This window comes from Noviherbaspirillum sp. (assembly GCF_036563305.1).
Lineage (GTDB): Bacteria > Pseudomonadota > Gammaproteobacteria > Burkholderiales > Burkholderiaceae_D > Noviherbaspirillum.
On sequence record NZ_DATCMQ010000004.1, the window covers coordinates 213,926 to 230,022 of the forward strand.

The 16,097-nt window shown below is 63.3% G+C and carries 13 protein-coding genes; 2 read left to right on the plus strand and 11 right to left on the minus strand.

Annotated elements, in window-relative coordinates; all coding sequences use genetic code 11:
- Positions 1-19: 19 nt before the first annotated feature.
- The 11 genes from VIM12_RS01955 to VIM12_RS02005 all read right to left on the minus strand — a co-directional run bounded on the left by VIM12_RS01955 (position 20) and on the right by VIM12_RS02005 (position 12,225).
- Entirely contained in the window at positions 20-2,500 is a 2,481-nt protein-coding gene (locus tag VIM12_RS01955) for a pilus assembly protein N-terminal domain-containing protein (protein WP_331939924.1), read from the minus strand.
- A gap of 67 nt (positions 2,501-2,567) precedes the next feature.
- Positions 2,568-3,518, minus strand: a complete 951-nt coding sequence (cpaB, locus tag VIM12_RS01960; protein ID WP_331939925.1) for a Flp pilus assembly protein CpaB — start codon at positions 3,516-3,518, stop codon at positions 2,568-2,570.
- Between the two features lie 2 nt (positions 3,519-3,520).
- Positions 3,521-3,712 (minus strand): hypothetical protein, encoded by a 192-nt coding sequence (locus VIM12_RS01965; protein WP_331939926.1) that lies wholly within the window; start codon positions 3,710-3,712, stop codon positions 3,521-3,523.
- A complete protein-coding gene (locus VIM12_RS01970; RefSeq protein ID WP_331939927.1) occupies positions 3,709-4,512 on the minus strand; it encodes a hypothetical protein in 804 nt (267 codons plus the stop codon). Before VIM12_RS01970 ends, VIM12_RS01965 begins: the two co-directional genes overlap by 4 nt.
- A complete protein-coding gene (locus VIM12_RS01975; RefSeq protein WP_331939928.1) occupies positions 4,499-5,263 on the minus strand; it encodes a hypothetical protein in 765 nt (254 codons plus the stop codon). Before VIM12_RS01975 ends, VIM12_RS01970 begins: the two co-directional genes overlap by 14 nt.
- 29 nt (positions 5,264-5,292) lie before the next feature.
- Entirely contained in the window at positions 5,293-5,904 is a 612-nt protein-coding gene (locus tag VIM12_RS01980) for a hypothetical protein (protein ID WP_331939929.1), read from the minus strand.
- Positions 5,905-6,116: 212 nt separating this feature from the next.
- On the minus strand, positions 6,117-7,481 hold the full coding sequence (locus tag VIM12_RS01985; protein ID WP_414691735.1) for a hypothetical protein: 1,365 nt from the start codon (positions 7,479-7,481) through the stop codon (positions 6,117-6,119).
- A gap of 115 nt (positions 7,482-7,596) precedes the next feature.
- The gene (locus tag VIM12_RS01990; RefSeq protein ID WP_331939931.1) at positions 7,597-7,878 is read right to left on the minus strand and encodes a hypothetical protein; all 282 of its coding nucleotides are present in this window, start codon (positions 7,876-7,878) and stop codon (positions 7,597-7,599) included.
- 200 nt (positions 7,879-8,078) lie between these two features.
- A complete protein-coding gene (lnt, locus tag VIM12_RS01995; protein ID WP_331939932.1) occupies positions 8,079-9,563 on the minus strand; it encodes an apolipoprotein N-acyltransferase in 1,485 nt (494 codons plus the stop codon).
- A gap of 386 nt (positions 9,564-9,949) precedes the next feature.
- The gene (locus VIM12_RS02000; protein WP_331939933.1) at positions 9,950-10,990 is read right to left on the minus strand and encodes a porin; all 1,041 of its coding nucleotides are present in this window, start codon (positions 10,988-10,990) and stop codon (positions 9,950-9,952) included.
- Positions 10,991-11,280: 290 nt separating this feature from the next.
- Complete coding sequence (locus VIM12_RS02005) at positions 11,281-12,225, minus strand: Tim44-like domain-containing protein (RefSeq protein ID WP_331939934.1); 945 nt, start codon at positions 12,223-12,225, stop codon at positions 11,281-11,283.
- Positions 12,226-12,445: 220 nt separating this feature from the next.
- Here VIM12_RS02005 and VIM12_RS02010 point away from each other — a divergent pair, with 220 nt between their 5' ends.
- Positions 12,446-13,336 carry a Ku protein gene (locus VIM12_RS02010; RefSeq protein ID WP_331939935.1) on the plus strand — a complete coding sequence of 297 codons (891 nt, stop codon included), beginning with the start codon at positions 12,446-12,448 and terminating at the stop codon, positions 13,334-13,336.
- 18 nt (positions 13,337-13,354) lie between these two features.
- A complete protein-coding gene (gene ligD / locus VIM12_RS02015; RefSeq protein WP_331939936.1) occupies positions 13,355-16,060 on the plus strand; it encodes a DNA ligase D in 2,706 nt (901 codons plus the stop codon).
- Positions 16,061-16,097 lie beyond the last annotated feature (37 nt).

The window sequence follows — 16,097 nt, forward strand, 5'->3', positions numbered from 1 at the left end:
CTCCCATGTCCGATCGTGTTCACGGCCGCCCCTCCAGCCCGTCGTCCGGCTTCAGCCACTGGCTAGATACCCAGCCCCGCTTGCCATCCGCCTCGACCGCTATCCACCGACGTTTTGGTGCATGGCCAAGCGATTGGACCGGCTGGCCTGCCATCAGATGATCGACAACCTCAGCATTGATGTCGGGCGCGGTACGAAGCGCGAGCCGATGCGGCAACACCCGATACCGACGAGCGCGAACGGCTGGATCCTGTCGGCTCGCCTGCATGGCGCTCGCGGTCACGGGCGTGGGAGCGCCTGCGGGAACTCCCGTGCCGGAGCCGATTTGTAGCCGCTTCCCGCCCGTATCCACGGCTGCAGCCTCGCCGGGAAAAGCAGGTTGCAGCACACCACTTCCTTGCACATCCGTCACAACCGATGCCGGCACCCATCCGTTGACATCGCCCACAGCGATCTGCTGCCAAGTGCCCGCACCCAAAGAAGCCCCGCCGAACTGGACGACTGCCCCCTGGCCAAGCCGGAGTACTTCAGGAGAATGAACATCAGGGTCTGCGTGCACGATAACGTCGTCCCTCTGAATCTGAAGGAGCCTGCCGCTCGAAGTAGCCGCATGAGCACGTCGAGGGAGGTAATCGGAACGGCGGTCCTGAGTGCGTAGTTGCCGCTGTCCGCCGTGTGATGGCGTTGCCGTTGCTGTCGGCCCGCTTGCAGCAGCCTGCTCGGTGACTGCTGGGGCCGGCGAGGACACCGCGACTGGAATGGCTGCCGTTGTTCCCATCGGCCCACCGTTCCTCCTTTCCGGATCAGACAAGGACACTGGCAGCGGCGATGCAATGCCGGTTTTCCCGCCCTGGAGGAGCGCCGGCCTTTCGTTTGCGTCGGGCCGTCCATGATCCAGTGTTGACGTATTGGGAACAGTACCAACAGCAGCGGGCACCGCCGCCCCCGTTCCCTGATCCACCCCGGGTTGGACCGGACTGCTGAGAAAGGGCCGAGGACCGAAATGCTGCTCCAGCCGCCCGTTCACTCTTTCAACCCTGTCTGCCTGGCCCGGCGACGCAGTATCGACAATGCGCGGCGTGACAAACACCACCAGCTCGGTTTCCCTGTTCTGGAACCGCTTCGATCGAAAGAGCGCACCAAGTACCGGAATGTCTCCGAGCAGCGGGACCTTGTCGACGTTCGTACTGTTGTCACGGTCAATCAGGCCGGCGAGGACCATGGTCTCGCCGCTGCGCAAATTGAATTCTGTCCGGGTGTTCCTGCTGAGCAGCGCCGGCCCCGAGGGAGTCGACACGGATGCGTCGATCTTGCTGACCTCGGCGTCGACGGTCGCGCGTACAGCGCCGGCACGGTCAACCTTCGGCGCGATGTCGAGCTTGACGCCGTACCGTTTGAACTGAACCGTGATGCCGTCCCGAGTGGCAACCGAGTAGGGGAATTCGCCTCCCGCGAGAAAGCTCGCCTTGGCACCACTTCGTGCAGCCAACTGCGGCTCCGAAAGAATCACAGCTTTCCCGTCCTGAGCCAGCAGATTGAGTTGCGCGTTCAAGCCGAGGTTCGCCGCCGACAGCACATTGAGCGAGGAGGAAGGGAGGGCTGCCCCGCCTTCACCCGCACTGATCACCGGGATCGGATTGCCCTGTCCGGTCTGGATATGCAGCCGGTAGGAATCGTCATCTCCGCGTCTTCCCGGGCGCCATATGCCTCCGATTGCCGCGCCTCCGGCTGCGCTCCAATTCAGTCCGATCTCGCGCAGTTCGTTTAGGGGGAACTCGACCACCTTTACGTCAAGCAGGACCATCGGTTCCCAGCCGAGGCGATTGGTGAAGTTGACAATTTGCGGATAGCGTTTCTCCAAAAGTTCGATCTTGGCCAAGTCCGCGTCTGATAGGAGGTCACCTTCGACGATGACCTTGTCTCCGACGATCGACGCCCTCGCATGTGGGATAGTGGTGAGAAAAGCCGCTACCTCCCTGGCGACCCGCGTCGTATCTCCTGGCACGATATTGACCTTGACCCGCTGGTAACGACCGTCCTCGTTCCACACAAAGAGTGACGAGGTGCCCACGCCGTTGGCGAAGAGGATCATCTCCTTGCCGTCCAATGCGGCGGCGCTCATGATCTGTCCGTTACCGACAGCAATCCGGGCGACTCCAGGCGCGGGAAATACCCGGGACTCGCCGACGAACATCTCAATTTCCGGAATGTCGGCTTGCTCGTCCTGCTTGCGGATGGGTGAATACGGCCCGGCCTTGCGGCCCTCGCCTGATTTCACTTTTGGGGAAAGGGTTTCAGCAAACGCATTCCTTGGCTGCATCGCGGTGTGCGGGGTCGCGCCGGGCGTAGTGGAATCCTGGCTCCGACTTTCACCGGGAAGAAGCGACAGCGCGGCTAGCAAGAAGGCCGACACATGCACAGGCCCGGTGCCGTACATCTTCGGTGCTGTTCCAGGTTTCAACCTGGGGAGCTCTTGAATGGTCATCTCGGGACTACTCATCTTTCTCCAGTTTGGAATCTTGTGCACGCGGCCGGGCGTCGCTGCCGGTATAACGGCGCTTTCATGATCAGTCCTGTCCTTGGCTGGCCGCGATGGGGGTACCGCCTCGATCTGCGTCTCGACCAGCGGCTCGTTCCGTACGTTTGGGCACGCCTGGTTGCCGTGCAGGCGCACGAGCGGAGACAGGATTCAGATTCAGTGCCTCCGAAGGTAGCTTGCCGATACTGCCGCCGTAAAGAACCGGAACGTCACGCCCTCCTCCAGGGTAAGCTGGGTGGCTGCCACGCAAGAGCGCGCCGAGGTCGGCGTCGCTTACCGGATCGGTATTTTTGTCCTGCGGATTGCGCAGCAGTGCGGTCAGCTTTCCTGCCTCTCTCGCGACAATGATGTTCTGCGCCTGGCCGGGTGTCGTATCGAGGGTGACGGTTGAGTAGGATCGTCTTTCTCCGCTTTTCGGATCATCCACGGAGCGCTGCCCCGTCGCCATCACCTGTATGCTCTGCATCAAGGGCATAGTGATTTTTTCCGACTTGTGATCGACCGTGACGATCAGGTCGATCATGTCTCCGGGCTCCAGCATCCCTGAAATGGAGTTGATTTCGTCGACAGGAACCGTCAGTGCCCTTCGGCCGTTTTCCACTCGCGCCGAAAAACTTGGCGTCTTCTTACCCTCGATAAGCCCCCATATCACCATCTCCCCAGCCTTGACAGGAAAGGCCAGCGCCTGCCCCTCGAGTTGGCCGAACTGCTCCGGCGAGACCGCCACGGAATGGGAGAAGTCGCGCGGAATGTTCCGGACGGCCACGGTCGCGGACGTGAGCAAGCTTCCCTTGGGAAGATCGTGTTTTGCCACCACCACCGGCACGGTCTCGCTCTTGGCGCGTGCCTCGATCTGCTCGACCTGCCGCGACAGAAACTGGTACGCGCTCATGGCGGCAACAATGCCGAGAGCAATTGCAGTACCGAGAATGAACCATGATTTACTTGGCCTGGAACCGGCAGGAAAGGGTATCTTCATGATCAGAACGGCAATGACAGCGCAAAGGTGAATCGGAAGTAGGCAGCTTGAAACGCGGCAAGCAGCTGACGCAGCACGCTACCTTCATCGCTCATGCCTATCCCCAGTGCGAAGGCGAGCGCTGCGCAGACCACCGCATATTCGAACGCCGACTGTCCCTGCTGGCGCAGCTTTGCCCGGAACCTTCTGTTCATCTTGGCGCCTCCCTTTTGGTAACGATATTCAGGACGATCACGTTCTGCCCGCCCGCCATGCTGAGTACGCTCGCAACCGCCTCTTTTCCGGCCCCCTTGAAATGGAATAGCGTCCCGTGTTCTTTTTGCGATTCCAATCGGTTCATCGCAGCCTCTGACGGCATCCTCAAGTGCTTCATGGCCTGCTCTGGCATGAGCCCGTGCTCGCGCATCAAGGTTTCCAGGTATTCCGAATTGGCTTCGGCGGTATGGCGACTTGTGATGACGAGGTGCTCGGCGCGTTGATCAGCGTCGTGCGATACAACATGGCTAAGCAGTCGGGCCCCCGACGGCAGACGCGCTTGCCAGTGTTCCCGCTCGCTCATACCGCGGGTCCGTGCTTCGAGCCCATCCTGGAGCTTGGCCGTCGCAATGACGCCCTGCGTCCCGCTACTGCCTGGTTCCAATTGCACGGTGATGTATTCCGCGCCTCTCACTTTCCCCAGCACCAGCTTCTTGCCCAGGCGGTTCTCGGCCATAGGCTGGCCAAATTGCTTTCGATACCAGTCCTGGAGCCGGGACGGGTTTTCCGTCGAGCTGAATCCTGTGAGATGCACGACATGCCCGTTCACTTGCAAAGGTCCGTCGCTGATGCGAAAACGTTTTGCTCCAGGAGGAACAGGAATGTCAGCCGCTCGATCACCGGCGCGCGCCGGCAATGCTGACAAAAGGGAGCACAACAGGGTTGTGACGGTGAGCATCCGGAACACGGCCGGGGTCCCATGGCGATGATTCGACAAGCAGCACTCAGCGGTCTTCATTCCCGGTCCTTCCGTGCAAGCGGTCGCCTGGTACGACGTCCTGCCAAAAGTCGAGCGCGTCGAGCCGAGGGCCGCGTGTGTTGCCGATGGCGTCCACAACAGACACCTCGATGTCCGCCGCCACGCGAAGAGGGCGGAGGGCGGGCAAGATGGTGGCACGCATCACTCTTGCATCGGTCTGATCGGCGTCGCGCGCATTCCAGGCGGCTCCGAGCACACTGCTCGTGCGTGCGACGACGAGATTGATGTGATTGAAGGGCGCGTAGCTGCGCAAACCATCTGGCAAGTTGGCGAGATGCGCGCGCACGTTTGCGCGGTAGATGCCACGGGATTTCAAGCCCATGGCCCCAGCCGCGTCGGACCACGTGCTGTCGGGTGCGCGACCAAATGCGTCGGCGCGGCGGGGACCGGACTCCTCTCCGAACGAGACGACGACGTCCCTGTTGAGGTCGGCGAGCAAAGGCTGGGCGCCTGGCCTTGTCCAGAAGGGGTTTCGGTGAGCGGGGAAAACCGCAGTCGTGTCGTTTGTCTTGATTGGCGCGTCGGTATTGCTGAAGAATCGCCGTCGGATTTCGCCGCTAAGTTGCTCTTCTGATTTGCGTTCAGGCGGGTTGTCATGCACGGTTGATTCAAACGCGGCGTAACGGCTCGCCATCTGCGTCGCATGGGCGATGTCCTGGTACTTCGCAAGGACAGGCAAAAGCAGGAAGAGCGGTACCAAGGCAAGCGCGATGACCAGGAACTCGGTCAACGCCTGCCCGCCTGCACACCTTTCGGTCCTCATTGGCCGACCGCCCCGGATTCAGGTCGATTCACCGGTGGAAAAGGACGGTGCTTCAGTCCCTGGGGAATCGTGAACAGGTCATCGTGGAACTCGCGGTCCAATTCGACGGCGACGGCGTCGGCATTCATGTACGCCCCCCGCTCCTCAAGCAACAGACCAGGTGCCAAGCGGGAGAATGGTCCATTTGGGATGCGGAAGTCACTCCTCGGCGTACCAACGCAGACCGTTCTAAGGCGCCCGATATACGGTATGCAATTGATACCGAGGATCGTCTTCTCCGCGCCCTTCGGGATGTGGCGCTGGTCAATGTCAACTCTTACCGGCGAGGTCGCTCGGCGGTGGGCATCGACATCACAGTGTCCTGTCGCTGTCTTTTCAGTCAGGTCTACGGTGCATCGGCCGGCCCCGGACTCGAGCAACAACTCGTGGATCGTTTGCACTGCAAGGTCGCAGTCCGAGTGACGGACAACATAGCGCTCTGCACTTGAAATCGTCATTGTCCGGGTGCGCGTGTAGTACGTTTCCCACTGCACCGAGGTCCGTGCCTTCGGCCATGCCAAGGTGGGTGACGCGACATGGGGGCGCTTCATGAACTTCTTGTCTTCCACGCACCGCCTCTGTATAGCTCGGAGTTCGCCTACTCCTCCGTCGCCGGTACCGACATAGCTTGAACCGACAATGCGGACGTAGTGGCCTCGCACGCGTCCCTTCGACTTCGCCTGCTCACTGCAGAAGGCGGCGGGGGATGCGAGGACTGCGACGCAGGCGGCGAGAGCGAGGACTGGTGCGCCGCGAACCGAGAAGATGAATCGCTTCACTCTCATGGCAGTTGCACCCCCTGCATCCGTCGCGCTTGTGCAGCACCGCCGTCCTGGACGAGCCCAACCTGCCAGTACGGATTGAACAGGCTGCCACGCTCGCTTCCTCCCATCCCTTCCACCAGACCGTAGCAGTTCTGACGGGATCCGGAATTGCTGCCGTCACATCCCATTCCGGCCGGTCGCCGGAAATACACGTTGCTCGTGGAGACTGCAACGAGCTCGTTGCCTGCCGCTCCCGCAAAAAGTTGGTTGAAGCGGGTGCTGGTTCTGACAGCCGATCGTCCCTCGGAGGTCCTGGTCTGTCTAACCGGCCGGCGGAGCCGGACGGAGAAGCGTAGAGAGGGGTCCTCGGATTCGAGCCACTGTCGTGAGAGATCATGGAACGCAGGGATGCCGGCGTAGTCCCAGGCAGGGGCAGCCGAGATCGCTGTCGCCATCCCCGTGGTCGTCGGGTTCTTTTGGGCCGAATAATCATAGTGGCGAGGATCGGCATCGAATGTCATGGAATTCCCGGCCGTCGTGCCGCCCATTCCTGCGGGAAGTTCGCTCTCCCGGGTGCAAAGCACATCGGTCTTGTTCCGCGGCCTCCATACGTGCTCGGCGATCGTATCGATCGCCCGCCACTCGTCATAGCCGATCAGTTCGGTCCCTCCACGCCTTTCGATCCAGTCGGTTCTGCCACGCAGCAGGGCGCTCGGGCAGTTGGGATATAGTGCATCAAGACGCCAGGACCGGCGCTCCTGGAAGGCGTCTCGCTTGGCCGCGATCTCCGCCACTTCCGCGAAACGCCCGCGCTCATCGCCGTCGTACCGGTTTACGAAGCCGGTGAAGGGATCGTTTGCATTCAGCATTGGCTCGACGATCAGGCCGCCATCGCCTTCACCGGGATAGTTGGCATGAGCGACCTCTTCCATCACTTCCTGCCTTGCGAACGGAAGTCCGGCGTGGACGGTGCTCTGTGCCGCTTGCAGCACGGTTTGTATCTGCCGATCTGCCCGTTCTGCCGCGTCCTGCAAGGTCGTTCCATCCATGAGGTCTGGCGCTGCGTTCAGCATGTGCTCCTGCAGGAAGAGAACGCTGGGATATAACGCGGGATATTTCAATGGATTTCCCAGTTGAGGACCAAGCAGCGGCGTCGACCTTGCATACTGGTGCCAGGATGACAGGCTCACGAGCTGGGCAATCGCAACGGTATTGGCGAGCATTGCCCGGTTCGTATAGGCGAGGTAGTTCAGGGTGCGGGCGTGCATGACGCCTGCGCTGTAGGCAACAGCATCGGCGGTGTTCACCAGCTTTGTCTTCTCGCTTGTCATCTGGCCTGTATTGAAGAGAAAGAAGAGTGCTGCCAGCCCGCCCGTCAGCACGAATAGGCCGAAGATCAGCGCCTGCCCGGTTTGGCAACCTGTACGGAGACCGGGTCGATAGCGAAGCGGGGGGGTCGACGTTATGCAAGTGCAAGCACCCGACAACGACGACGCGCTACTGCCCCCCACCGCCACGGGCGTTATTGTTCGAGTAGTTGTCGAGGCCCTTGATCCGGCCCTCAGTAGTGGCATTGGCGGCCGCAGCGGCGGCGGCACTCCTCGCGGCATCAGCGGAATTGCCTGCGACTTCCTGCGCTATCCCGGCAGTCTGATTTCGAATGGTTTGACCGAAGAATTGATAAGTGGCGATCGCCGCGACGGCGATCAGTGCGACGATGACGATGTACTCCGTCATGCCTTGTCCTGCCTGTTTGCTTCGCATTGCCGGTGTTTGCATCAAACCCTCCTGAGCGATGAATCGAGAAAGCAGCAACAGTGAGGGAACGAAGATAGTTATGAATAAGACAATTGTCAATGTGGCATGTTTCCAACGTTGCGAAATTGCTTCTGCAATTCGCTACTAATTCGGTAGCGCACACCTGGATTCGCGTCGAAGTGTTCGAAACTCGAATAGAAGTGGACTTGATCGCGAAATTATCAAAATACCCGAGCATTGCGGCGAGACCGGTTGCAGACCAGTGCAAGCATGCACAGAATGATCACGGGCCAGTCCTGCCAGTACCCGTAAGGGGTAATCCCCCTCACGGGCTGCACAACCCCGGAGAGGACTGCGCGCTTCGCACTGGGAAGTTGTGCCACGATCACCCCGCGGCCATCGATATGGGCCGTGATGCCGGAGTTGGCGATGCGAAGTACAGGACGTCCGTATTCCATTGCCCGCATGCGGACAATTTGCAGGAACTGGGGAAGTGCGGCGGTACCGTCGAACCATGCCAGATTCGCCGGGTTGATGAACAAACCGGCATCACGCCACTCGGCTGCCGACCTTCCGACCATCTCTTCCTGGCACACGAGCATGCCGAGCACATGCCCGTTGACGACGAATGGCTTCTGTCCCGGATCGCCGGGAACAAGGTCCTTGAACGGAATAACAAGGCTTTCGTCGAGCCATCCGAACCCGGCGGGAGCATATTCGGCAAAGGGCATGAGCCGGCGCTTGTGATACAGCGCCATGCTCGTGGCCCCAGGGTCGAGATGCAAAAGGCTGTTCCGTCCGCGCCCATCGCTACCGAGAGTGGGTACGCCAAGAACCAGATGACTCGCCGAACCCTTGCCGAAATGCCGTAAGCGAGCAAGACTCTCGGACGGCAGTTCGTTGAGGAAGAAAGGCAGCACAGTTTCGGGTGCAATGATCAGGTCGGCCGGTTGCTGCATCGCGTCAGCTATCAATTGCTCTACATGCTGTTCGCGGTGAAGTGGATCGAACTTCTGGTCTTGCCTGACACCGGTCTGGACCAGCCGGTAGGAAAGTGGAGACCCGTTCGGTGTCGTCCATGGCACGAGGCTCGCCATAAAGGCGGACGCGACAAGCAGACTGGGTAAAGCAAGGCCGGATCGCCAGTGTTCGCGCATCAGGACAAGCAGCGCGAGTTGACCCGAAATCAGGAAGCCTGCAAGGCTCAAACCATAAGTGCCGACGATTGGCACAAGTCCCGCCAGCCAGGAATCAGACAGGCTGTAGCCGAGGGACAGCGAGGTGAACCCATTGAAACTGAAGCCGCGGGCAAGTTCACCGAGCGTGAGGAGGGATGCGAACGCGGCAACCGGCCTGCGCGGCCGAGGCCCGCATGGGGATATCCATTTCCACAGGCCGACCGGCACGGCGGTAAAGCTCGCCAGATAGACCGCCGACAATGCTATTGCAAGCATTGCGGGTGCTGCCTCCAAACCCACATGCGCACGCAGGGCGCTATACATCCAACAGTTCCCGACACCATGCAGGGCGAGCCCGAACATGAGGCCGATCAGGGCCGCGTCGCAAGGGCGCCGCGCGCGCGCAACCAATACGAACAGCAGGGCGTACGCCAACAGCGACAACGGCCACCATCCGAACGGCGCCCACCCTGTAACACAGGCGCCGCCGGCAAGTAGTGCCAGGAGCTGTGCGGAAGATCTTCTCATTCCGGGAACATGACGAAGAGGCAATCATCCGTCAAGCGACGGTGTGGTATTTCAGGCGTGGGAACGGTGCATAATCCGGGCACATAAGCCGGCCGCTCTCACGCATGCACATCCCTCGTTGCATCGCCGCTGTTGAATGGGGCGTCATGTGGATTGTTCACACTTCGGCGGATGAGTATGTCGCCGTAGAGCGCAGCGGCGCAACGCGAGCAAACAGAAAAAAGATGCCGTTGGCGAGCCGCCGAATGGCGCGGAGATGGAAACGGCGGGGATGGTGACAGACGCGTCGGTACTAGCCTGGCGCCCAGCTGCTACTGTGCGAAACGCCGGGCCCGAAGGCCCGACGGATGATGACTTCAGCGAACTACAACCAGCGGATCAACCGATCAGAACCGGTGACGCACGCCCAGGCCAAAGCTGGTCTCGCGGTCGAAGCCGGTGATCTTGTCGCCCATGGCCACCGCGTAGATGTCGGTGCGCTTGGACAGGAAGTAGTCGTAGCCGACCGAGAAGGTGTTGCGCTTGGCGTCCGCGCCGGTAGCGAGATCGCGCTTGGTGTTGGCGTAGGCCAGCAGCGCGCTGCCGTTGCCGACCGGTGCCGACAGGCCGAGGCTGTATAGCTTGTCGGTGGAGACTTCGGCGCCGGTGGTGGCCAGCTCGTTCTTGTTGCGCTGGTAGGTCGCGAACAGCTTGACCACCTTCATGTCGTAGCTGCCGCCGACGAACATGGTCTTCTGCGAACTCGCCAGCACCGCCGGGTTGGGGTTGGACAGCTCGGCGTCGTGGTAGAACGCGGTGAAGCCGATCGGACCATTGAAGTACAGCAGGTTGGCGCCGATGTTGTTGGTGCCGGTGGAGCCGGCCTGCTCGCCGAACTGGTAGTGGACGTTGGCCGTCAGGTTGCCGAACTTGGGCGTGGTGTAGATGACCTGGTTGCTCCATCCGGTGTCGGCGGCGTTGGTGCTGGCCCAGGTGGCGCCGGTCGGTACGTTGGCGTGGATCACCAGCGGCGAGAAGGCGAAGGAATCGCCGAAGGGGTTGAACAGCACGGTCGGCAGGAAGTTCGGCGCCAGTCCGCGGCCGAACTCGATACGGCCGAAGTTGCCGGCGAGGGCGACGTTGGCGTCGCGCGAGAACAGGTTGTCGCCGGGGAAGCGGCCGATGGTGCCGGTGTCGCCCTGGAAGAAGCCGGTCAGCGCGAACTCCGCCTTGAGGCCGCCGCCCAGGTCTTCACTGCCCTTGAAGCCGAACCAGGAGGTGGTCATGCCGCCGCTGTTGACGACCGCGGTCCGGTCCGCCTGTCCGCTCATCTGCACCGAACCGGCGAACACGTCGACCAGGCCGCCGACGGTCACGTTGGTCTGCGCCGCTGCGCCGCCTGCCATGGCGCAGGCCATGATCCCCACTGCTGCTGTGATTTTCTTCATTTCGATTCCACTGATGTTGTTGTGCCCCTGCACCGGGTGCGGGGATGTTGCGCATGCCGTCGCGCGCCCTGTTTCGGTACGGCGGCATCGTCACGGGACATGCGTCCCGTGCCCGGAAGGGCCGGTATGGTGCGGCTGTCCTGACCGAGGCAAGTATCTTAAAGGAAAGATTGTGGGGGAAGGTAGCGCGCCGGTTGACCCGGCCGGAATCGGGCCGGAAGTGTTGCGCCGGGAATGAAAAAAGGGCCGGTTGCCCGGCCCTTCGTACTACGTCACATCGCGGGGATGGATCAGGACATTTGCTGGATACCCGCCAGCAGCCAGCCGCCGTTGCCGCTTGCCGGCTTGGACAGGTTCCAGATCTCGGTGAAGGCTTCCGCCGGCGCGTTGTCCGATTCACGGATCATGCCGCTGAACTTCACGCTGGCCAGGTATTCGCCGTCCACGGTCTCGATGCCGAGCAGTTCCGCATCCAGCGTCACGACGTCGGTATGGTTGGCCGACGCGCCGCGCTCGAGCAGCTGCTGCTTCATCTCCGCGTACATCTCCGGCGTGGCGAACTCCCGCAGGTCGTTCACGTCCGCCTTGTCCCATGCCGCCTGCAGGCGGATGAAGTAGGTCTTCGAGTGCCGCAGGAAGCCGGCGGTGTCGAAGTCGGCGGGCACGCCGTACGCAGCCGGTTGTGCGCTGCCGCCGTCAAACGCGGCGGACTGCAGGCCCATCGGCTGGGCGGCCGGCTCGAGGCGCGAACCGATCTCGGGGGTGTAGCCGCCCTGGTTGCCGTTGCCGGCGCCCGGCGCGGCATAGGCCGGCTGGAAGCCGGACTTGGCCATGCCGTTGCCTTCGCGCTTGCGGGTCAGCATTCGGTAGATGAAGAACGCCGCGCCTGCCAGCAGGGCGACCATCAGGATGGTGCTGATCATGCTGGCGAGTGCGCCGCCGATGCCGAGGTGCGAGAGCAGCGCGCCGAGGCCGAGGCCGAGCAGTGCGCCGCCGAGGATGCCCTTCCAGGGGCTGGACGGTTTCGCCGCCGGGGCTGCGGATGCCGGCGCGGCCGCCGGCTTGGCGGCGGCGGGAGCGGCCTGCTGCTGGGCCGGCGACATCGACTGCCGGCTCGCGCTTTGCGACTGCTTGCCGACCGAGCCGCCGCCGCCGAGACGCTTGGCCTCCGCTTCGGACACCACGACCGACAGCGCGGTGACCGCGACCATCAATGTAGCCAAAAACTTTTTCATGCTTTCTCCTTGGTTGGTTGTTCTGTGGAGCGGTTTCCCGATCACAGCGGAGGCCATCTTACGCGCGCGCGCACGCCGAGAAAAGCGAATAAAGCTGGACTTTGTGTTCGTAAAAGATGCAGAACTTGACAGAGATTCATCAAAAGAACTCGGCCTGCCGCGCCATGTCGAACCAATAACATTTCAACCCATCATGGCGCCCGGGCGCCGCGGAGGACGCATGGCACGCACGATGTGGAAGGGCGCTATCAGCTTCGGCCTGCTGCATGCGCCGGTCTCCCTCTATCCCGCCACCCACCAGGACGAGATCGACTTCGACTGGCTGCGGCGGGAGACCCTGCAGCCGGTCGGCTACAAGCGGGTGGTCAAGGAGACCGGCGAGGAAGTCGACAAGGACGACATCATCAAGGGCGTGAAGTACGAGGGCCAGTACGTGATCCTGTCGGACGAGGAGATCAAGGCGGCCAATCCCAAGTCCACCCATACCATCGACATCGTCGGCTTCACCGATGCGGCGGACGTCAATTTCCTGTTCTACGAGACGCCCTACTACCTCGCGCCAGGCAAGGGCGGCGACAAGGTCTATGCGCTGCTGCGGGAGGCCATGCTGAAGGCGAAGAAGATCGCGGTGGCGCTGGTGGTCCTGCACAACAAGCAGCACCTGGCGGCGCTGATCGCCACCCCGCGCGCGCTGGTGCTGAACACGCTGCGCTGGGCCACCGAGGTGCGCGACACCAGCGAGCTCGACCTGCCGGAAGAAGGCCTGAAAGGCGTTGACATCAAGCCGAAGGAGCTGCAGATGGCGACCCAGCTGATCAACAGCATGACCGAGGACTGGGACCCGGCGCAGTACCGCGATACCTTCCGCGACGACATCATGGCAATGGTGAAGAAGAAGTTCGACGAGGGACTGGCCGAACAGATCACCGACGTACAGGTCGAGGCGCCGGAGGAAACCAGCAACGTGGTCGACCTCACCGAACTGCTGCGCCAGAGCCTGCAGGGGACCGCCGGGCGCGCGCCGCGCAAGACGGCGGCCCCGAAGAAGACCCCGCCGCCCGCTGCGCGCAAGACCGCCACGCGGACGCGCGCCGCCAAGACCGCGCACTGACAGGGGACGGGAGACGCCATGCCGGACAAGCTCTCGACCTATCACGCCAAGCGCGATTTCAGCATCACGCCGGAACCCCACGGCGCCGTCGTGGCGCCCGGCGAGCGGCTGCGCTTCGTCATCCAGAAGCACCATGCGCGGCGGCTGCACTACGACTTCCGGCTGGAGTTCGACGGCACGCTGAAGAGCTGGGCGGTGCCGAAGGGGCCAAGCCTCGACCCGGCCGAGAAAAGGCTGGCGGTGCATGTCGAGGACCATCCGCTCGACTACATCGACTTCCATGGCGACATCCCCGCGCACCAGTACGGCGCCGGCCATGTCGACGTCTGGGACACCGGCTACTGGGAGCCGCAGGACGATCCGTCGGAGGCGTACAGGAAGGGCAAGCTCAAGTTCCGGCTCGACGGCGAGAAGCTGCAGGGCGGCTGGACGCTGGTGCGTACCCGCCTGCAGGCCAGCGGCGACAAGGAGCAGTGGCTGTTGATCAAGGAGCAGGACGACGAGGCCCGGTCGCAGCGGGAGTTCGACGTCACCCGGGACATGCCGGACAGCCTGGCGGCGCCGGAGAAGGCAAGGGAAAGGAAGGCCAGGGAAAAAAAGGCGCTGTCGGGCAAGGCCGGCAAGACGGCGAAGGCCGCGCCGGCGGCAAAGGCAGCAAAGACGGCGAAGGCCGCGCCGGCGGCAAGGGCAAACGGGGCGGCAGCGCCGCAGGCTGTCGGCCGCCTGACGCCCGCAAAACTGGGCAAGGCGGCGAAGAAGCCGCTGCCCGAGTCGCTGCGTCCGCAACTGGCCACCCTGGTCGAGGATTTTCCGGGCGGCGGCGACTGGCTCTACGAGGTCAAGTTCGACGGCTACCGGATGCTGGCGCGGGTGGATGGCGGACAGGTGACCCTGTTCACCCGCGACGGCAACGACTGGACCGAGCGGCTGCCGGCGCTGGCGAAGGCGGTCGGGTCGCTCGGCCTGAAGAGCGCCTGGCTGGACGGCGAGATCGTGGTGCTCGACGCGCAGGGCGTGCCCTCCTTCCAGTTGCTGCAGAACGCCTTCGACAGCCGGCGCACCGCCGACATCGTGTACTTCCTGTTCGACCTGCCCTACTGCGGCGGCTACGACCTGCGCGAAACGCCGCTGATCCAGCGCCATGCGCTGCTGAACCAGGTGCTCGAGAAGAACAGCGCGCCGCTGGTGCGCTACAGCACGCCGATCGTGCAGCCGCCGGCCACCTTGCTGGAAAGCGCCTGCCGCCTCTCGATGGAAGGCATCATCGGCAAGCGCGCCGATTCCATCTACATCGGCCGGCGCAGCCCCAGCTGGATCAAGCTGAAATGCCGGCGGCGGCAGGAGTTCGTGGTCATCGGCTATACCGAACCGCAGGGCAGCCGCCAGTTTTTCGGCGCGCTGCTGCTGGGCGTGTACGGCGACGGCGGCAAGCTGCGCTACGCCGGGCGCGTCGGCAGCGGCTTCGACGGCAAGCTGCTGGCCGATCTCCATCGGCGCCTGCAGTCGCTGGAACAGGACCAGTTGCCCTTCGAGCGCATGCCGGCCGGCCTGCGCCGCGCCGACACGCACTGGGTGAAGCCGCAACTCGTGGCGGAGGTGTCGTTTGCGGAATGGACCGCCGACCACCTGCTGCGGCAGGCGGTGTTCCATGGCCTGCGGCGCGACAAGCGCGCGCGTGACGTGCGCCGCGAGGACGCGGCGAGCCTGCCGCGCAACGGCAGCAGCACCGGGCCGCAGGACAAGGCGACGGCGGCGCCTGCGCCGGCGCGGGCGCGGGCGGCTGCTTCCGGCAAGGCAGCACCGGCGCGCCGGCCCGCTGCCAGCGACGACGCGCCGGTGCAGGGCGTGAAGATCACCCATCCCGACCGCGTGATCGACCCGGACAGCGGGCTGACCAAGCGCGACCTCGTGCTGTTCTACGAAGCCGTCTCGCCCTGGCTGCTGCCGTTCCTGAAAGACCGTCCGGTCTATCTGCTGCGCTGCCCGGAAGGCATCACCGGCGAGCACTTCTTCCAGAAGCACCTGAGCCGGGTGACGGTGCCGGGCATGCGCTCGCTCGACCCGGCGCTCGACCCCGACCATGATCCGCTGATGGTGATCGACAACGCGCAGGCGCTGGTCGGGGCCGCGCAGATGGGAACGATCGAGCTTCATACCGGCAACGCGACCGCCGACCGCATCGAGCGGCCGGACCGGATGGTGTTCGATCTCGACCCGGATGCGTCGCTGCCCTGGGAACGGGTGCTCGAAGGCGCGCAACTGGTGAAGGTGATGCTGGACGAGCTCGGACTGCGCAGCTTCCTCAAGACCAGCGGCGGCAAGGGCCTGCACCTGGTGGTGCCGCTGGCGCGGCGGCAGGACTGGGACGAGGTGGTGGACTTTTCGCTCGCCGTTGCGCAGCACCTGGCGCAGACGCTCCCCAGCCTGTTCAGCGCCAAGATGGGCGAGAAGAACCGGGTCGGCAAGATCTTCGTCGACACGCTGCGCAACCGGCGCCAGGCCAGTACCGCTTCGGCCTGGTCGGTGCGCGCCCGGCCGGGACTGCCGGTGTCGGTACCGGTGGCGTGGGAAGAACTGTCGTCGATCGGCGGCGGCGCCGAGTGGACCATCGCCACGGTGCCGCATCGCCTGGCGACGCTGAGCGAGGACCCCTGGCGGGAATACGGCACGACGCGGCAGTCGCTGACCGCCGCCATGAAGAAGAAGCTCGGCATCCGGAAGTAGCGCCGCAACCGCGCGGCGCCGGCCGCCCGCCGAACTT